Raw genomic sequence first — 19722 nt, forward strand, 5'->3', positions numbered from 1 at the left:
CTCCATCACCTCTTTTACCTATTATAGCATATGACTTACGAAATGTAAGAAACTAGGATCGATCAGCTAGAATGCCACGATCATCTTAGGTTTTAACAGCACTAAATAGGTCTGTTTCACTGGTTTGTTCAATGCTTTCTCCAATGCTTGGCAATAGAGTTTTAATTGACCATAATATCGTTCGCGCATTTTCTGTTCAATCTGAGCCTGACTGCCGAACACATCATCTGTTTTAAAGTCATACAAAATGATTTCATCCGCCAATTCAATATAGCCGTCAATAATACCATGGATCAAAAGCGGCGCATCTGGTTCGTCAAACCCTTCAAAGATCGTATCGGCCTCTTTTAGCATCGAAAACGGCTGCTCCCGCTTCACCACATTAGAGAATTGGTTCAGCAGTTCACCTAGTTCAGTTTGATAAAACCACAAAATACTCGATCGGTCAATTTTTTTGGCGATTTCTTCAGAAAAAAATTGCTTTTTCACGAGTTCAGCAATCAGGAGCGCCAAAGTATCTTGTGTTGGCTTCATTCCTAAGGGGATCATTTGCAAAACCGTATGTGTTGCGGTTCCGATACTGCTGGCGAGAGGCTTCGTTTCTTGCAGAAATTTGGGTTTCGCCAATTCATCTTGTACGTAGCGATATTGCTGAGGATTCGTCTTCTCGGAAACCGACCGCCATTCCAACAAAGTGGTCTGTTGATCATCAGGATCGTTATAGAGTCTTTTCAATTCTGAAACAGATTGATAACTAGTCGTTTGGGTCGCTTTTTGATAAGGATAGCGATAGGCTAGGCGTTTCAAAAGATCATCGATATTGCTATCTGGCGCAATCAATCGTTTAGGCTCCTCGACTGGTGCAAGGGTCTCTTGGACTTCTTGCGTGATCGTTTCTTGATTCCACCATGACAGACGAAAATGAGCAGGATGATCGATCGTCCGCTTGCGCTCTGACGCTTCGGAGAATACTGCTTCCATATCTGGATGGCGCATCAGGGTCCGTCCGACCCAATCCATCAAGCTCCCCCGAGCAACAAGGCGCAACGCTGGATCAAGAACCATCTCGGATTGTGTCAAGCCAGATTGCCACGTCTTAAAGGCATCCGCTTGATTTTTATAGGAGCCTACTAAGAAAAGCTTCTGCTCTGCTCGTGTCAATGCTACGTATAATTTTCGCATCTCTTCTGACAAGGCTTTTTTCAAACGAACTTGCTTGATGGCTTGAAACGGCAGTGTTTCAAATTTAAGGTTTTCTGCGGGTTCCACATATTGGATCCCAGCCCCCAGCTGTTCTTCAAAGATATAGCGTTTTTGAAAATCTTGGTAATTAAAGAATTTTGTTGTATCCAATAAGAAGACTACAGGAAATTCCAAACCTTTACTTGCATGGACGGTCATCACACGAACCGCATCTTCTACTGGTGTAGCTAATGGCTCTGCCAAGTCCTTGTTTTTTTCTTGCATCTTTTCGATGAAGCGAATGAATTGGTACAACCCACGGAAACTGCTCTTTTCGTATTTCTCCGCTCTGTGGACCAATGCCGCTAAATTGGCATAGCGCTGCTGACCTGCAGGCAGTCCCACGACATAATCCAAATAGGCAGTATCTTCATAGATTTGCCAAAGTAAGGTCGGGATTGGTAATCGTCGTGCTTCCTCTCGCCATTGTTCCAGTTTTGTTAAAAACCCATCCACCGTTTGCCACAAGGGTGACGCTTCTTGTTGCCCATGGTAATCCAATACTGCATCGTAGTAGTCGCTGGAACGATTCGCCAAACGGATCTCAGCCAATTGATCTTCTGTTAGGCCGACGATTGGCGAACGCAAGACCGCCACAAGCGGGATATCTTGGTACGGGTTATCAATGATCTGCAGCAAAGAAACGACGGTTTGGATCTCCGTTGCCTGAAAATAGTTTTGAGCATCATTGACCGCCATCGGAATCCCAAACTGCTTAAAGACATCCAAAATGACAAGATTGTTTTTACGTGTGGGGGTCAACAAGACGATATCGTTGTAAGTGATTGGTCGATTTGTTTTGGCTTTTTTGTCATAGATCATGAATTTTGATTCAATCAGCTCCTGAATCTTCAAGGCAGTGATCTGCATTTCACCTTCTGTTTTGTCATCAATCAATTGTTCTTCGGATTCATGCTCTTTTTCATATAACAAGAGCTCTGTGGCAAAGGCCTCGCTTTCTGGAAAATCAGGAAAACCGGTAATCAAGGCTGCCGCCTCATCGTAAGGGATTTGTCCAACCCGTTCATCCATCAGTTGTTGAAAAACTAGATTCGTAAAATCCAATACATCGGAACGAGAACGGAAATTTTCTGCTAAGACGATTCTCCGCCCACCATTCTCTGTTTCAAATGCCAAGTATTTTTCGATAAATAGCGTCGGATCTGCTAGTCGAAACGAATAGATCGACTGCTTCACATCCCCCACCATAAACATGTTGCCAGGGTTATGATCGACTTGTCTCACCCAATATAAAATTGCCTCTTGCAGCCGATTGACGTCTTGGTATTCATCGACTAAAACTTCTTCAAAGCGATCACGATAATAGGTCGACGCCTCACTTCCACTGCCATCTCCTTGTAAAATCTGCAAGGTGAAATGTTCCAAATCATTAAAGTCTAAACGGCCTTTTGAAAGCTTTCTTTCTTGAAATGCTTTCATAAATGCTTCGGTCATCGCTGCCATTTTTTCAACGACAGGTGCTGATCGATGAAGCAGCTCCATCATTTCAGCTGGTGGATACGGGAAGGTGGATTTCAATTGCTCGACCAATTTTTTCGCATCATCGCGTAAGGGCTTGATTTCTTGGGACAATTCCTTTTGTTCTGGTTTGCGAAAAGCTGGGTAACGACCAAAACGCAATGTTTGGATCTGCTCATAGAAGCCATCGACATCGTCTGCATCCAGCAGAGCCTTTAAGGTTTCCACCATGCCCAATTCGGTATCGATCAACTGTGCCGCTTTTTCCATCGCTTCATCAGAACGGGCATAGTCTTGCGCCGCCTGCAGCAAATGCGCCGCTGTCTTCAAATTTTCTTGCAAAGTCGGTTTGATTTGCGATTGATACAGGATATTTTCAGCAAAGGTTTCTTTGCCGATATAGTGATCACTTAGATGAGCTAGCCAGTTGACTGGATCTGGATTGGCTCGGGCAAAGTCATAAAGAGACAGGATCAGATCCCCGACGCCTTCATCAGAACGATCACTTGAAAAATTTTCCGTCAAACGAAAGAAGGCTTCATCATTGGCTTCATATTGTTGATCTCTCAGCTGTGTCCAGATTTCTTCTTTCATCAATAAAATTTCGGTTTCATCGGTCATCATGCGGAAATTGGGATCTAAATCGATCAAATAATAAAAACGCCGAATCACAGTTAAACAAAACGCATGCAAGGTAGAAATGTTAGCTGTCGGCAACAGTTGCAGCTGACGAACGAAGTGCTGGCGCTTTTGCTCGTCACTTTCTTGATTGATGGCCTGTTGCAATGCCACTTGAATCCGTTCTTTCATTTCTCGAGCAGCTGCTTCGGTAAAGGTTACGATCAGTAAAGAATCGATCGTCGTTCCTGCTTTTAGCTTTTCGATCACTCGCCGAACCAAAACGGTGGTTTTGCCTGAACCCGCTGAAGCGGAAACGAGGATATTATCCCCTTTATCAAAAATGGCTTGCCATTGGGTATCCGTAAAGGTTTCATTTTGCGGTTTTAAAGGGATCTTACTCATCTTCTTCCTCCCTTAAGCGATGGATAATCTCATCTTTAGATAAGTTTTCTAAACGGTGGTACTCATTTTCTTTCAACAATACATCAAAGTCACAGATGCTGCGAAACGGACAAAATTCACACGCCCGTTTTTTGTCTTTTATTTTATAAGACGGGTTTAAGGCGATTTCACCGCTCAACAGCTTCTCACCGCTTTGCTGCATGTTTTTACGATTGTGTTTTCTTAACAGTTCAAGCTCTTCTTCTGTATAAAACTTGTTTTTCGCCTGCGTTGTTTTTTGATAATTGCCGTTTTTGTCTTTTCGAACAGGAAATATCGGTGAATTTTTGCTGGCTTCAACATCCTCATCTAGCAACGGGAAAACAGCCGGTTCGTCAATAAACAACCCGTCATACTTGAAACGTTTTAAACGTTCTTCTTCACTGGCTTCTTGTCCGTCCAAAAGCGGATTATGCACATGCAGATAATAAGCCCCCGCTGGTCGCACATTTGGCGAACCAACCAGTTGGACAGCATCCGTCAATGCGACATCGAGATAGGTGATCAACTGCATCGCAAGTCCGTAGTATGCTTCAGAAAGGTCAAAATCTCGGCTGCTAGATTTATAGTCAACAACAGAAAGCCATTGTTCTTCTTCCGTTTTCGCCGTATCGACACGATCGATCTTCCCCCGCACATGCAGTTTCCCGCCAGAACTTAATGGTAATTCGATCCCATTGATCCCATTTGAGCCAGCGATCTGTCCGAATAGCACCTCCGTCTTTTCAGGACTAAAATGCATTTTTTGTCCTTGTTTCGCTAATGCCCACGCTACTCGCTGAATCGTCTTGCCTAATTGATATCGAATAAAATTCATCCGAGCAGAGCTCGTCAGTAAGCGATAACGGCTTTCGCCAAAAATTTCCTGCAAAACGACTTCCACAAATTGCACGCGTTGGTCAGCAGTTAACTGGGTCAAGGAAATATTTTCAGCAATCAGGACTTTGACAAAGCGGTCCAAAGCATCATGGAAAAACTCACCGGTCATTGCTGGATTTAAGCCATAAACTTCCCGTTCTTTTAACCGTAATCCGTAGCTGACGAAATACTTGTATTCACACTGATAGAACGTCTCCATCTGAGAAATGGAACTGTAGATCGACGGTCCATATAGTGCCGCAGCTTGTGCTTGAGACAAAGGAATCGGAATATTTTGATGAGTTTGGCTTTCAAATACTTGGGCAGCTAAATTTGTCCATTCCGAACGCAGCAGTGCTTGTTTCAGCTGCTCCCAAACCCTAGGCAAATTCTCTTTGTTTTTTTGCGCTTGCTGACTGAGGTTATTGATTTGATAGATCAGGCCACGGTAACTGCCGACATAGTTTCTTGGATCGCTGACTAGCGTCAATATCCCTCGCTCTTGCAGTGGGACATCCAAACGTTTGACCACTCGATCTAAATAAGGCGACATTTTGATGTTTTGCTGGGTATCAAAATTAACGGCATAGGACAGTGATAAGTGTTCCGTTGCTGAAAGCAAGACAGAGTAAAAAGCAAATGGCTCTTTGACACTGCCTTCCACCACTGTATCTCTAAGGTATTTTTCACCATTGAACAACTGATTGAAATGCTGACGTTCTTCATTCGTCAACAACGTTTTGTTCTCTATTTTTCTTGGCAACGCCGTTTCATTCAATCCCGGTGCAAATGTGATCTTTGCTTGCTTTGGACGTGCCAGATCAAGGCGATTGATGTTGACTTGGTCGATCGCTGTTGGGATCTTCCCGAATGTGACATTTTCTAAGCCAGTCAATAAGACATCCTCAAAGAGCGCAAAATCAAAGGACTCTTCTCCATAGATCGCAGCATATTCATCCAGCAAATCCATCAAGGCTTGCCATGCTTGTTCATGATTACGGGCTTGATCCAACTTCCCTTTCTGGATCGCTTGATCTCGCCAATGCCGCAGTTGTTCTTCAACACCGGCATTCAGTAAAAAGCGATACAGCAGTTCGACCGCATCGCGGTTCGTTCTAGCAGCCGTCAGCCAGTCAAGAGTATCAGCAACATCTTGCTTAAAGGCCCTGCGCAACTGGTTGGTATACGCTGTCAAATCCACTTTATCCGTCTGCTCTTCTTCCGATTGTAAATACTCGATCAGTTCCCAATCTTCGTTTCTCGTCCAACTCGCTCCTTGGAAATCATGAGCCAACGCTTTGTTCTCGGTAATATCCACCAACTTACGAAACTGGTCACGGCCGACGAGCCAATCTGCTTCGGTGCGATAGGCTGCCGGTAAGTAAAGTTCCGTTCTAAGCAGCCGCAAAATATCATTTAAGCGAAAGCCATAGGATTGACAAGCAAAAAAAGCATTCAAAAACTCAACCAATGGGTGTTGCGCCATCATCTGCTCTTCATCGATATAAAAAGGAATCTCAAACTCAGTAAAAATTTTAGGGATATATTGATGATAGATTTCTGGTTCGGCGATCAATAATTGGATCTCCCGGTAACGTAATGCTGGATACCGTTTGTTATCGCTCATCATCCCACGGATCGACGCTGCAATCTGACGGATCTCTTCTTCTGGATTCCCAACTTTCCAAACTGCCAGAAAGTCCTTCACAGAGGACTGTTGCTGATAGCTGACTTGTGACTGGGTATGCCGCCAAAATGTTTCAATTTCATTATACGCCTGTTGCATCGATCCCTTGGCTTCCTCGTCCACCTCTTGGTTGACCGAAAGTTTCTGATCCAAATAAATCGGCACTTGATTTTCTCGGGCAAAACTAATCAATTGATAATAGGTTCGCCCTGCTTCATAAAACAAATTCAACGGTGAAGGCAGCTCTTGTGGATACCCACGATCCAGAAAAAGATCAATAATGACATGACTTTTTTTCATCAACACTTGAATCAGCTGCTGTTCCTGTGTTGAAAAAGCGGAAAACCCACTGATAATAAATAAGGCATGGGAAAGATCTGGCGCTTTGTTCATTGACACTGCGTTAGGCATTGCTTGCTCCACTGGAGAATCATCCAGCAAGGAACCTTCAAGAAAGCGTGTCAACAAGGTGATCGGTTGTTCGACTTGTAATGCACGCTCCAGAAGTTCTTGTTCAAATCGTTGAAATATTTTCGCTAATTCACTGTATTTTTTCTCCTCGTCTTGGGTTGCGCTTGGTGCAGCACCACCTGCCAATAAATCTTCGATCCCCAATCGACTTGTATGCATTTCTTGATAGAACGCCAACAATTGTTGGATAAAACCCGCTTTATTGATCTCACCACGGTATAAGACGAGTTCTTCTTCTAGTTCCAAAAGCAGCTTACGCATGATCATGGAGGCACCATTTTCAGTGATGGCATTTTGAGAAAGCAAGCCGGTTTGTTGCAGATAAAACCAAGCCAAACGGTGAAAACTGTACACTTGCGCGCGAATAGAAGCAAAATCTTCTACGCGATCCTCTCTCAGTAATTGAAGGATCTCGCGTTCTCGTTCAAATTTGTTGTAGTTAGGCACCAAAAAAAATACTTCTTGATGGTCTTTTTCTAACCAGCTTTTTGCATTTTCTATCACTGCTTGATCATGACGACAACGGCCATCGCCAAGGATAAATCGTAAACTCATGAAAGGACTCCTTCTCTCCATCGTCTTTTAAAAAAAACACTAAAAATCAGCGGCACGTTTTTTCAAATGCGTCTTTGTTTTTAAAAGAATCTCCTTAAAAACAAAAAAACGGTCGCAGAATTTCACTCTTTGCCTAGCATACCAAAATCGGCAATTGGCCAGAATACAAATTTTACATCACCCAAAATCGTTGCTTCATCGATCAGACCTAATTGACGACTATCTTTGGAAATTCGGCGGTTATCCCCTAACACTAAAATTTGACCTTCAGGAATGACTTCAACACCAAATAACCCCATATCAAAATCACTGGTCAATGGAAAGCCATCTGTGACAGCTGCTTTGAATTCATCCAAGTAGGGTTCATCATATGCTTGTCCATTGATATAAAGGGTATCGTTTTGATAGGAAACCTGGTCGCCAGGCAAACCGATCACGCGTTTGATATAGTTTTTGCCTGCTTCATCCGGTGCTTCAAACGTTATGATATCGAAACGTTCGATCTCGGTATTTTTCAAAGCAATTACCCGCTCACCATCATGTAATGTGGGGTCCATCGAATCTCCTTTTACGATCACAGGAGTAAAGACATACTGTCTTAATAACAAGAGGAATAAAGTGAAGATCACGACAAATCCTACTGTTTTTAAAAGCTCTTTTACTTGTTGCACGCGTCCCTCACTCCTTGAATATTTTACTATATTTCCCAAGAATCGAACAAACATTCTTATTTTTCTATTCTACCATAAAATGATAGGAGCAGGACATTTCCCCTTTGGTTCTTTACAAAAATTTGGAGAATCAAGAGACTTGCATATGAATTGTCATCCTTTCTGATCCGTGCTAGGGTTTAATAAGAACCCATTATTGAAAGGAAGTGCCAAGATGAACCAACAGTTACCACAAGTACCAACAAAGTTATTGATTAACGGAAAATGGCTTGAAGGAACAAAAGAGTCGGTTTCGGTTACCAATCCTGCCACTAATGAAGAACTCGTAAAAGTCAGTCAAGGAGGGATCGAGGAAACCAAGCAAGCAATCGATGCCGCAGCGATTGCTTTTCCCGAATGGTCAAAACGCTCCCCTCGAGAACGTGCCGATTTGATGAACGTCATTGCTGATTTGATGGAAGAAGAAAGCGATCGTTTAGCAAAAATCATGAGTATGGAACAAGGAAAACCATTAAAAGAAGCGGAGGCAGAAATCCAATCCAACGTTGACAATTTCCGTTGGAATGCAGCTGAAGCGCAACGGGTCTATGGCGAAGTGATTCCAGCCCCTGAACACAATCATTGGCTGGTACGCAAAGAAGCGATCGGGGTTGTTGGCGCGATCACGCCTTGGAACTTTCCTTCTAACATGATTGCAAGAAAAATTGCGCCTGCTATGGCCGTTGGCTGTACCCTTGTTATGAAACCATCTAAAGAAACACCCCTATCAGCATTGGCTTTAGGTGAACTTTTTCAACAAGCGTGCCTTCCTGACGGGGTCGTCAATATCGTCTTAGGAGATTCTTCTGAAATTGGGAAAGAATTGACCGAAAATGAACAAGTCAAAAAAATCACCTTTACTGGCTCCACGAAAGTTGGGATGAAATTATACGAACAAGCTGCACCAACTCTGAAAAAAGTTTCATTGGAGTTAGGTGGTCATGCCCCGTTTCTAGTTTTTGCTGATGCTGATTTAGATTTAGCTGCTGAAAAATTAATTGCAGCAAAATTCCGTAACAACGGTCAGGTCTGTACATCCCCCAATCGAATTTTTGTCGAAGAGTCCGTCAAAGACGCCTTTACCAAAAAATTACTAGCGAAAATGGAATCCGTAACGGTCGGCAATGGTCTGGAAAACCCTACTGTTGGTCCTTTGATCAACCAAGCAGGCGTTGAAAAAGTCATCGAGCAGTTGGAAGATGCAGTAAATAAAGGAGCTAAAGTTTTACTCGGTGGTAAGAAGCTTACTGAAGGTGAATACGAAAAAGGCAACTTCTTCGCACCAACGGTCATCGATGGGATTACTTCTGAGATGGCTATCTACTATGAAGAAACCTTTGGACCCGTGATCCCATTGATCTCATTTACGGATCGACAAGCAGTCATCGCTGCGGCAAATGATACGGAATTTGGACTAGCTTCCTACTTCTTTTCAACGAATTTGCAAACGATCTCGGATGTAGCCCAAAACCTCCAATATGGGATGGTTGGGGTTAATGACATTGCGATCTCAAATCCGGCGGCTCCCTTCGGTGGCGTCAAGCATTCCGGTTTTGGTCGTGAAAACGGCAAATATGGTCCTGAAGAATACGTGACCGTTAAATTCATTGCTATCGATGCCCAATAAGAAAAAGTCAGGTGCGTTTGCCTGACTTTTTGACGTCCCAAGCATTTTCTTTTACTAACATTAAGTAAGAATGTATACTTCACTCTATGACAATAGAAAAGGTGGGAATACGATGACAAAATTTCTTGATACGATCAAACAGCGCCGCTCAATCTATGGGCTAGGTAAAAATGTGGCTCTTTCCGACACTGAAATCGAAGACATTGTGAAAGAAGCAGTGAAAAATAGTCCAACTGCGTTTAACGCACAATCACCAAGAGCCGTGATTTTATTTGGCGAAGCCCACGAAAAATTGTGGACATTAACAGAGGCTGCGTTAGAACCATTGACACCACCCGAAGCGTTTGAAGCGACAAAACAAAAGCTTGCTGGTTTTAAAGCGGGTTACGGAACCGTTCTATTCTTTATTCACACGGATACCGTGAAAAATTTGCAAGAGCAATTTGCTCTATATGCAGAGAACTTTCCCGTTTGGGCAGAACAATCGAATGGGATCGCTCAAGCGAACGCTTGGACCGCTTTAGAAGAAGCTGGATTAGGTGCCAACTTACAGCATTACAACCCTGTCATCGATGACGCTGTTGCAGCTGAATGGTCAATTCCTGAAAATTGGCAACTGCGGGCGCAACTAGTCTTTGGTTCAAAAGAAAGCGAACCGAACGAAAAAGAATTTCTAAGTGACGATGAGCGCTTCCGCGTGTTCCATTAATCAATTTTCGACCTAAAAAAAGACCCTTGATTACGCCTTAAACTGGCAGTAATCGAGGGTCTTTTAGTCCTTTGTTCCTTGATCATGATCGACTAAAATATCGATCGGTGTCCCTTCATTCAAGTGTTCTGACAAGAAAACAACCAATTCTGCTAATGGCTGCTTGAATTTCATCAATGGGCCTCTCATCCCTCTTCGAAAATAGTTCATCTTGATGGGCTGCCCTTCCTTTTCTTGAAATAAAACGACTCGATCGATCTCTTGGTAGAGTACCCCTTTGATACTCATTGGATGGACAATGATTCGATCAAGTGCTAAGCCGCGGCTATCTAAAACAAAGCTCAAAAAGACCAAACCCGAAACGATCCCCCGCACCCGATTATCAAGTGCCTCTTCCATCATCACCATAGATAGGATAATCATTACTGAAAAAATCGTAATGGCGACCTTGCTTAGTTTGCGCTCCACAGCAAGAAATTGAATGTCTTTCCTTACCACGAATAAATAAAGGTATAAAACGATCGTAAAGGCACACATCACTAGCGTTAACCCACTCATAATACTCTCCGTTCTGTTTTCTTTTCCTTATTTTACCAAAAAACCCTCTGATACAAAAGGCTTAGCCTATTTCGTAGGTTTTTTGATATCTATTTTAACAAGAATTCGGTACAATAGGAAAAAAAGGAGGAATTATCATGAATGCATTTTTTGATAAATTACAACGCTATGATTTACTTCGTGCCGTCGTATATATCGTCTTTGGCTTCATCATCTTGATTGCACCACGATCTGTCTTCAACACGATCGTTTATCTTGTTGCCGGGTATATTGCATGTTTAGGGATCATTAGCTTGTATACGAGCTACAAAGAAAAACAAAAGGGCTATCGCAATGTGCAATCCGTCTCTGGTATCTTACTGTTGATTGCGGCAGCTGCGATTTTAGTTTTTGCCAAAGGGTTACTTGCCATCGTGCCATTTTTCTTAGGAATCATGATCACCATCAGCGGTTGCACCCGATTGATGGCAAGCTTTAACCAAAAACGCATTGGTTTACCTTATATCACTAGCTTGATCATCAGTCTATTGATCATTGCTGCAGGGATCATCCTAGTATTGAATCCCTTCGCCACTTGGTTGTTATTCTTCCAAATTTTTGGCGGGATCTTGATTTTCATGGGTGCCTCCGATGCGGTCAACCATTTTCAACGAAAAAGAGCCTAATAAATGAGAATGTTTTAAAATTTCCTACGAATCTAACATCTACATGTAGACTTTTCCCGCTATTCCTTTTAAAATAGGAGATATCAAACAGTCAGTCCATTGACACGCGGGAGGTGCGACATGAAGAAAATCAAGCAAGCAGCAAAACATCCAAACGATGTACCGGTAATTTTTTTGACCGATGCAACTGGCAAAGTCGTACGAAAAATCTCGATCAATGAGTGGCGTGCGCTTAAAGCAACCCCTGACCAGATCGAAGAACTTGATATCAAATTGTATCGTGAAGCAATCAGTTTCTATCTTCAAGAAGACTACGCAAAAGCAAAAGATCTTTTGCATTTCTTGATCAACAAAACAGACTATAGTCATTATGAATACGTGGAACGACTAGCAAATATCTACCGCATCGAAAACCGTCCCGCTAAAGAAAAAGACCTGTTACTGACTGCTTATCATGCAATCAAACCGTTGGATTCCTCTGAAGGGATTTTAAGAAGGATCGAAAATCGATTGCAAAAAATCGATGCCTTTGATTTTCCAACTTCGACACAATTCAGTCATTAAAAAAGCAGCTATCCTTCGATAGCCGCTTTTTTTATGCATCTGGCAGTTTGCGCAAAAGGCGCAACCCGTTAAACAATACAATCAACGTACTTCCTTCATGGGCAAATACCCCCAGCCCAATATTCATTTTTCCAAATAGATTCAACCCGACTAATAACGCGACGATAAACATGGAGAAGAAAATATTTTGCCAAATGATTCGATCCATTTTCTTCGCTAAGCGATAGGCATACGCGAAGCGTGAAAGATCATTTTTCATGATCACGGCGTCCCCCACTTCGATAGCAACATCTGACCCTTCGCCCATCGCAAAACCGATGTCTGCCTGAACAAGTGCGGGCGCATCATTGATGCCATCCCCCACCATGGCGGTTTGTCCGTAGGCTTCTTGGAGTGCTCGAACCGCTTCCGCTTTGTTCTCAGGTAACACATTAGCCGCCACTTGATCAACGTTTAGCCGCTTTCCGATGGCTTCCCCAGCAGACGCACTATCTCCGGTGATCATAACGGTATGGATCCCTTCATTTTTTAAATAACGAATCACAGAAGCTGCCTGTTCGTTCGGCTCATCCATCAAAGCGATGATTGCGACAACCTCTTCATTGATGGAAAAAATGACCATCGTTTTTCCTTGCGCTTCCAGGTGACGGTACTGTTGCTCCAACGAACCTGTTAACTGGGAGTTTTCGGTTCTTTTTCCTAATCGATAGGTTTTTGTTCCTGAGACGGCTACTAAACCGGAACCAATCTCATTCGTAACCGTCAGCTGTTCGTTTTGCTGCCCTTTATTGTTCTTCTCAAAATAAGTAACGATCGCATCTGCCAATGGATGATTGGCTTGTTTTTCCAGCGAAACGATGATGGAAGCGGCCTCTGCTTGATCGATGGCTTCTGCGAAAATGACATCCGTGACCGTTGGTTTTCCGACGGTCAACGTGCCCGTTTTGTCAAATGCCACCGCTTTGATCTGAGCAAAATTCGTTAAGTAGTTGCTGCCTTTAAAAAGAATCCCTTTTTTTGCTAGATTTGAAATCGCAGATAAACTAGCAGGTACCGCACTTACCGCTAACGCACAAGGAGACGCTGCAATCATCATCACGATCCCGCGATAAAAACTGGTATACCAATCCCAACCAAGTAGAAACGGTGCTGTTAAGATGAACAAAGGGACTGCAATGAAAACAATGGTTACATAGATTGGTTCGATTTTTTTGATTCGTGTTTCTGTTGGTGACTGATTCGACTGTGCCGCTTCAACGACTGAAAGAATTTTGGCAAAGACCGTTTCCGAGCTGTCTTTTGTGACTTCCATCAAAAATGTTCCATTGCCATTGATGGTACTGCCATAAACTTCGTCTCCCGCTGTTTTTTCTCGCGGTATACTCTCGCCATTGATGGAAGCTTCGTTGATGGCACTCGTGCCAGAAAGAATCACCCCATCTGTTGCTAACTGATCACCAGGCAAAACTTGTAAAATATCCCCTTTTTTTATCTCTGAAGCAGCAATTTTTTTGGCTTTCCCATCTGGGCCCATCAAACGTGCTTCCGTTGGATTCAATTTGAGAAGATTGGTGATTTCTCGTCGGCTTTGCCCTTCCGCGTATTCTTCTAAAAAGTGAGCACCAGCAAAAATCAAAATCAGTAAGGCTGCCTCATTAAAATTGCCTATGATCATTGACCCTATCGCTGCTAATAACATCAATAGATGTACATTTGGCGTAAAGCGACGATTGATTCTTGTGCTTTTTACGGTATCCTCGATCCCTTCCCACGAAATGTGGTAGCCCGCTAATAAAACTGCAGCAAAATAAACCCCGTCTTTTACCCATTGATTCGAAATAAACAGCGCCACTATAAAGAAGATTACCCCCGCGAAGTAAACTTTACGAGGAAACGTCCCATGATCATGGGTATGCGTATGTCCCTTCGTTTTTGTGTGCTCGTGTTGACAAGTATGTTTAGCCATCATCAAAACCTCCTCTATTCCATCGAACATATGAACGATCAAACATGTTTATACCCTGATTATATATGAACAAACAATCATATGTCAACCGAAATAAGTTTTTCTTGTGAAATGTAAGCGTTTATGGTTTTGAGAATGCGGATGGCATGCTAGAATAAAGTTAGGAGAAAAAAGGAGTGTTGGCTATGAGAACATTTACTGGTGGAATTTCACTAAGTCCCCCGTTACAAATGTTAAAAGAAAAATTAATGATCGAACAAGATGAAATCCTTACCTTTTCACCCACGATGGTCTTTATCCCTTTGGCACAACATATTGGTGCCCCTGTCGAACCGACGGTTTCCGTTGGTGAGTACGTCAAGCAAGGGCAAGTGATCGCTGAAGCAGATGCCTTTGTATCTGCGAAAATCCATGCATCTGTTTCGGGCAAAATCGTCGATATTGTCGATTGGCCAAATCAAAACAATGAAGAAGGAAAAACCATCATCATTGAAAACGATTATGCCTTCGATAATGATTTTTTGTCTACCCCATTCAACTGGCAATCTGCTGCTAACGAAACGATCCTCAAAAAAATCCGTCAAGGCGGTATCGCCGGCAAAGGCGGTGCAACGTTTCCCACCCATGTCAAATTCAGTATTGATGAAAATAAAAAAATCCATACCTTGATCTTAAACGGATCTGAATGTGAGCCCTTTTTGCGCAGTGATGCCTTCTTAATGCAAAAAGAAGCCCAAAAAATCATCCAAGGGGCAAAAATTGCCCAAAAATTGTTAGCTGATCCAAAAATCATCATTGGCATCGAGGATGATAAACCGCTAGCCATTTCAGCGATGCAAGCCGCAAGTGCAGAGGATGACACGATAGAAGTCGTTACTGTCCCAACTGTTTATCCAACCGGTGGTGAAAAGCAGTTAGTAGAGTTATTGACCGATCAGGAGGTACCTTTAGGCGGCTTGACTGCCGATATTGGGATCGTATTGATCAATGTTGCCACCAGCTTTGCCATCGCTGAAGCGGTCTGTTATGACAAACCGCTGATTGAACGCTATACAACCGTGACTGGTGATGTTCAACATCCACGCATCGTCAAAAATCCTTTAGGAACACTCGCAGGAGAGTTGATCGATTTTGCTGGCGGCTTTCAAGGTGCGCCCAGCAAGCTGATTCTTGGCGGCCCCATGATGGGGAAATCCGTTAAAACATTAAAGGTTCCGGTCACCAAAGGCAGCAACGGGATCGTTGTTTTTAATGAAGAAACCGATTGGCTCTATGCCGAAAACCCCTGCATTCGCTGCAATAAATGTGTCGAAGCTTGTCCGATGCGCCTGATGCCGATGGAGATCGATCAATTCTATCGAGCAGGCGATTATCAAAAATGTGAAGAATTGCTGGCAGAAGCGTGTATCAATTGTGGTGCTTGCACCTTTGTCTGTCCAGCCAAACGTTCCTTAGCTGCCAACATCACTGCCGCAAAAGGCAAGGTTGCACAGCTGCAGAAGGAGGCGAAGGAAAGTGCCTGATTACTACAAGGATTCCGATAGCGAGCGCCTCTTTCAGCAACGAAAAAACCAAGAAACACCACCAAGCCCCCATATTCGCAGCAATGACGAAACAGTCAAAATCATGGGCTGTGTAGTGCTAGCCTTACTACCAGCAGTTTTATTCTCGGGCTACCTTTTCGGGCTCAAGGTATATGGGTTGTTTTTCATTGCGTTAGCCACGGCGTTTGCCGCCGACGGAATTTGGTCCTACCTCATCAAACGGCCATTTCGTTTCGATCTAAGCATCGTTGTGACGGCATTGCTTTTAACGATGAATCTTCCACCGACCGCACCTTGGTATTTCCCAGTGATCGGGGTGGCGTTTGCCGTGATCATCGTCAAAGAATTTTTTGGCGGTATCGGCTATAACTTTTTAAATCCAGCCCTTGGCGGTCGCGCCTTGTTGATTGGCTTGTTTTATAACCAGATGTTTTTGATCAGTTGGCCAGATCCACCTTTTGGCAGCATCGCTCCTGATGTGGTTTCGCAAGCTACGGCGAACGATGTCGTTTCCGGTGCTACGCCATTAGCTGTTATGAAGGCCGGGGACACCTTAAGCGGTTCTGATCTGTTGGATGCTTTTTTAGGATTTACTGGGGGACGAATCGGTGAAACCAGTGCCTTGCTTTTACTGCTGGGTGGAATTTTTCTCGTTTACAAGAAAATCATCTCCCCTCGTATCCCGCTGATTATTTTTGCAACGATCGGGCTCTTTGCTTTTATCCTTGGTCCAGAAGGACTTTTTACTGGCAGTTGGCAAACGGTGATCGGGCATATCATCAGCGGTGGTGCCATGTTGGGTGCGATCTATATGGCGACTGATTATTCTTCGACTCCAGGAACAAAAGCAGGAGAAAATCTTTTTGCCTTAGGCGTGGGGCTTCTCGTTGTCCTCTTCCGTTTCTTTGGTTTCACAAACGAAGGCATGAGCTATGCCATCTTGATCATGAATTGTTTTACTCCACTCATCGATCGCTTCTTACGCCTTCGCATTTTAGGGGAAGGAAAAAAGACCCCGTTCAACCTTAAAATCATGAGCTAAAACGCAAGAAAGGAGCGTTCTCATATGATGATCGCCAATCGACTAGTGGTCTTCCTAGTCATTCTACTCACAAATTACGCCTGTCAAAATTTGGCGCCGACCGTCAAAGAAAAAAAACCGAACGTGACGACACGGGTGGTTTTCCTGTCAGGGATCATTGCAGTCGCATACTTGTTGAGCGGTTTAAGTTTTTATCTTTTGCTTCAAAATCGCTTTGTCTATGGCAATCAAGTGGTCACCAATTTGGTAAGTGCTGCCATCATCGCCCTGATTGCCGCCAGTTTATGCTTACTGATCGTTCCAGCAAAAAAACGTTTCTTGACGAATGATCTAAAAAAGACGACCCTAGTCAGTGTCATCTTGCTGACGATCGCCACTGTGACCCAATTTCCCTATACCGATTATTTAACCAATTTATTTGTTGCTGTAGGCATGTATTTTCTCTTTTCCTGTGCTTTGTCAGGGGTTCATACACGAAATCAAATTGCCGCAATTCCGCCAATTCTGAAAGGCCTACCCCTGGACATCGTGACACTTTTTCTATTTTATCTGAGCTTTTCCTTTCTCAACGGTGTCTTCTTCAATTATTTATTCTAAACAAAAAGCAAGTTCCGCTTTGGCAGCGGAACTTGCTTATTTCTTGCGGAACATTTCTCTGAAGGAACCGATCAAAAAACCAGTCGAAAAAGCATTTTGTGCTTTTTGTTCTTTTTCAGCAGCGATTTTTTGTCGTGTTCGCAGCCCTTTATTGGCATTTTTGGACTTCTTCCCTTCACGGAGTTCTTTCGCAGCCTTTTGAAACTCTTTTGAGAAACGGTTATACCCAACCATTCCTTTTGCCTCCTTTCTTTTTACGTGGCACATAATAACGAGGATTTATTATAGGAATTGCCTTTCTGATGCAAATCAGGTAACATAACAGACAGAAAGATGATTTATCCCAGGTTTGTCAGAAAGGAAGATCCCATGAACGAAACCCACACTGGATTGTTAGTCAATAGCCGTGTTTTTCAAGAAACGCCAATGATGCTAACAGGTATCCAACTTTTAGAAGACCACAAAATCGTGAATTGCATTATTAAGGATCGCTACTTAGCCAGTTATGTCTTACGCCTTCCTTTAAATAAATACCAATTAGAAGTCGAAGGAAAATGGAACAAGCGGGAACAGTTAGTGATCAAGCATATGAAAATCAAGAATATCGATGAGTTTATTAAAATCGTCGGTACACCAGAATAACAGGACTCACGAAAAGCAAGTGCAGGCAACTGCCCTTGCTTTTTTTTTGAAAAAATCCAGCTGATTTTTCCCGCGTGTTCCTCCGATGTTTATCGCGACATTCTAGTAAACCGATCGATCAAGGCTTTTTGCTCCTCTTTGATACCGATCGCCAACGGTTTGATCATTAGTTTGACAGTGGTTGAAGGTGTCTGAATCTGGACTTTTTTATTTACCACACCGCCTAGTTGTAATTTTGTGATCTCGTGGATCATAATTGTCTGCATCCCTTTTTCATGAAATTGCAGATCTAACTGAATCAAGTGGATTTTTTCTTCGTCAACCACCACGATAAAATATTTTGGTGTTGGCAGGGCAATCATTTTGGCTTCCTCGGCATAACCAGCCAGTTTTCCATGGAACTTCGCACGGTAGCTTTCTAAATCATCTTTTTTCACGATCCATTTCATCAAAAGCCACATCCTTCCTTAGATACCTTAAGGATACCTGCAGAAACCGCTTTTGCACAACAATATGCCTGCTTATTTCCTCACACACCCCCTTTCACCTCATTTGATCGTCAAAGACTTTTTCCTCTAGTCATGGACGTTTTGCCCGACACTAGCTAACTCAACAAAAAAAGCGAAGCGCTTAGTGCCCTTCGCTGTTGTTCTTTGGATAGTAGTGTTGGAAAAGCCGCAGAAAGATCGGTGCTAGTAACAGATAAAAAATGCCATTGCCTATTGCGTGGAGGGCATCAAAGCTCAATCCTTGAAAATAATAAGCCCAAAAGCTAGGAAACCCATAAAGTTTGACACTGATCCAAGATATCACAAAGCCATAAGCAAACCCTGCAAATACACTGTAGCTGACTTGTAAAAGCAACCGTTTCATAAACAGCTTGCTTTTTGACAACAGATACATCCCCAAAATAATGATTGCATAGCTAACTAATTGAGCAATCGTCCATATTCCCATTCCCATGTAAAAATTGGTAATCAGCATCGAGAGCAGACAAACGATCAATCCACGACTAAGACCTAAATGGATGGTTACTAATAAAAAGATCACCGTCATTGGTTGAACATTGGGTAAGGGTTGAAAAAGTGACCTGCCGACGACGGCCGCTGCCACAAGCAGCCCTAAATAAGCAATTTCTTTTCCAGCAAATGCAAGTGGTTTATTCGAATTTTTCATAGGTGAAAACCACTTTATCGTTGTTTCCTAAAAAGGTATCATCTGCCCCAGTTGTAATCATTTCATCATTGATCGTATATGTCCAATAATAGCCAGCTTTTTCATCTTGCGCTAAACCGTCAATGCTGGTGATCATCCCTTGATTTTCTTCCAAGTCAAAGTTCTCTTTCATGATAGTCATCAAAGAAACCCCTTCTTTAAAAGTGACCGTTTTGGTTTCGATCTCCTGGTCTTGCTCTTCACTTTTATTATTGAAGCTGATTTGGGCAGTGCGCTCTTCGGCGTTTTGTTGGACTGACGAAGATTCACTGGAGGAGTTTCCCGCATCCATCGATGGTTTGGCACAGCCGGCAAAAACCAGACTTAGTAAAAAAATATAACTAAAAACAACTGTTTTCTTCATAATAATGGCTCCTTTGATTTTTTTTACAACACCTTATTCTACTAAAAATTAATAAAAAAGGCGAAATTTTTTTGTTCCTCTCTATAGAAAGCATTGTAAAACCATGAGACTATGGGTATACTAGCTTCAATCATTCGTAAGAAGAAATGAAGGAGTGTTGGAAAG

Annotated in this window: 17 protein-coding genes; 8 read left to right on the forward strand and 9 right to left on the reverse strand. The window is 42.9% G+C overall.

Annotated features, from left to right (window positions below):
- Positions 1-66: 66 nt before the first annotated feature.
- The 3 genes from addA to lepB form a co-directional block, all read right to left on the reverse strand.
- Positions 67-3744, reverse strand: coding sequence for a helicase-exonuclease AddAB subunit AddA (gene addA / locus IGK61_RS08940; protein WP_074536746.1), 3678 nt, complete (start codon positions 3742-3744; stop codon positions 67-69).
- A complete protein-coding gene (locus IGK61_RS08945; protein WP_074536745.1) occupies positions 3737-7354 on the reverse strand; it encodes a PD-(D/E)XK nuclease family protein in 3618 nt (1205 codons plus the stop codon). The genes addA and IGK61_RS08945 overlap by 8 nt, the downstream gene beginning before the upstream one ends.
- A gap of 122 nt (positions 7355-7476) precedes the next feature.
- Complete coding sequence (gene lepB, locus IGK61_RS08950; protein WP_005226195.1) at positions 7477-8025, reverse strand: signal peptidase I; 549 nt, start codon at positions 8023-8025, stop codon at positions 7477-7479.
- 214 nt (positions 8026-8239) lie between these two features.
- Between lepB and IGK61_RS08955 the strand changes: the two genes are divergently transcribed.
- Together IGK61_RS08955 and IGK61_RS08960 are read left to right on the forward strand one after the other, a co-directional pair.
- Entirely contained in the window at positions 8240-9691 is a 1452-nt protein-coding gene (locus IGK61_RS08955; RefSeq protein ID WP_074536744.1) for an NAD-dependent succinate-semialdehyde dehydrogenase, read from the forward strand.
- Between the two features lie 112 nt (positions 9692-9803).
- Positions 9804-10400, forward strand: coding sequence for a nitroreductase family protein (locus IGK61_RS08960; protein WP_074536743.1), 597 nt, complete (start codon positions 9804-9806; stop codon positions 10398-10400).
- Between the two features lie 63 nt (positions 10401-10463).
- Here IGK61_RS08960 and IGK61_RS08965 read toward each other — a convergent pair whose 3' ends face one another.
- Positions 10464-10958, reverse strand: coding sequence for a hypothetical protein (locus IGK61_RS08965; protein WP_005226198.1), 495 nt, complete (start codon positions 10956-10958; stop codon positions 10464-10466).
- A 137-nt stretch (positions 10959-11095) separates the two neighbouring features.
- On the opposite strand from IGK61_RS08965, the gene IGK61_RS08970 reads away from it, so the two are divergent.
- Both IGK61_RS08970 and IGK61_RS08975 read left to right on the forward strand, forming a co-directional pair.
- Positions 11096-11623: an HdeD family acid-resistance protein gene (locus IGK61_RS08970; RefSeq protein ID WP_005226199.1), complete on the forward strand. Its 528-nt coding sequence runs from the start codon at positions 11096-11098 to the stop codon at positions 11621-11623.
- Positions 11624-11743: 120 nt separating this feature from the next.
- A complete protein-coding gene (locus IGK61_RS08975) occupies positions 11744-12187 on the forward strand; it encodes a hypothetical protein (RefSeq protein ID WP_016609260.1) in 444 nt (147 codons plus the stop codon).
- A gap of 31 nt (positions 12188-12218) precedes the next feature.
- Here IGK61_RS08975 and IGK61_RS08980 read toward each other — a convergent pair whose 3' ends face one another.
- Positions 12219-14153 (reverse strand): heavy metal translocating P-type ATPase, encoded by a 1935-nt coding sequence (locus tag IGK61_RS08980; protein ID WP_438844797.1) that lies wholly within the window; start codon positions 14151-14153, stop codon positions 12219-12221.
- 185 nt (positions 14154-14338) lie between these two features.
- On the opposite strand from IGK61_RS08980, the gene rsxC reads away from it, so the two are divergent.
- Genes rsxC through IGK61_RS08995 form a run of 3 tightly spaced genes read left to right on the forward strand, consistent with a single transcriptional unit; the run spans position 14339 to position 17336 of the window.
- The gene (gene rsxC, locus IGK61_RS08985; protein WP_074536742.1) at positions 14339-15676 is read left to right on the forward strand and encodes an electron transport complex subunit RsxC; all 1338 of its coding nucleotides are present in this window, start codon (positions 14339-14341) and stop codon (positions 15674-15676) included.
- Complete coding sequence (locus IGK61_RS08990; RefSeq protein ID WP_015509781.1) at positions 15669-16739, forward strand: RnfABCDGE type electron transport complex subunit D; 1071 nt, start codon at positions 15669-15671, stop codon at positions 16737-16739. Before rsxC ends, IGK61_RS08990 begins: the two co-directional genes overlap by 8 nt.
- A gap of 24 nt (positions 16740-16763) precedes the next feature.
- Positions 16764-17336: a hypothetical protein gene (locus tag IGK61_RS08995; protein WP_074536741.1), complete on the forward strand. Its 573-nt coding sequence runs from the start codon at positions 16764-16766 to the stop codon at positions 17334-17336.
- Positions 17337-17372: 36 nt separating this feature from the next.
- On the opposite strand, the gene IGK61_RS09000 is transcribed toward IGK61_RS08995, so the two are convergent.
- A complete protein-coding gene (locus tag IGK61_RS09000) occupies positions 17373-17570 on the reverse strand; it encodes a hypothetical protein (RefSeq protein WP_074536740.1) in 198 nt (65 codons plus the stop codon).
- A 135-nt stretch (positions 17571-17705) separates the two neighbouring features.
- Here IGK61_RS09000 and IGK61_RS09005 point away from each other — a divergent pair, with 135 nt between their 5' ends.
- Positions 17706-17978 (forward strand): hypothetical protein, encoded by a 273-nt coding sequence (locus IGK61_RS09005; protein ID WP_005226206.1) that lies wholly within the window; start codon positions 17706-17708, stop codon positions 17976-17978.
- Between the two features lie 89 nt (positions 17979-18067).
- On the opposite strand, the gene IGK61_RS09010 is transcribed toward IGK61_RS09005, so the two are convergent.
- The 3 genes from IGK61_RS09010 to IGK61_RS09020 form a co-directional block, all read right to left on the reverse strand.
- The gene (locus tag IGK61_RS09010) at positions 18068-18439 is read right to left on the reverse strand and encodes a hypothetical protein (protein WP_005226207.1); all 372 of its coding nucleotides are present in this window, start codon (positions 18437-18439) and stop codon (positions 18068-18070) included.
- A gap of 169 nt (positions 18440-18608) precedes the next feature.
- The gene (locus IGK61_RS09015) at positions 18609-19154 is read right to left on the reverse strand and encodes a metal ABC transporter permease (RefSeq protein WP_015509784.1); all 546 of its coding nucleotides are present in this window, start codon (positions 19152-19154) and stop codon (positions 18609-18611) included.
- Complete coding sequence (locus tag IGK61_RS09020) at positions 19138-19557, reverse strand: DUF4430 domain-containing protein (RefSeq protein WP_005226209.1); 420 nt, start codon at positions 19555-19557, stop codon at positions 19138-19140. Before IGK61_RS09020 ends, IGK61_RS09015 begins: the two co-directional genes overlap by 17 nt.
- Positions 19558-19722: the final 165 nt, after the last annotated feature.

This window comes from Enterococcus sp. AZ063 (assembly GCF_051715045.1).
GTDB classification, from domain to species: Bacteria; Bacillota; Bacilli; order Lactobacillales; family Enterococcaceae; genus Enterococcus_D; species Enterococcus_D casseliflavus.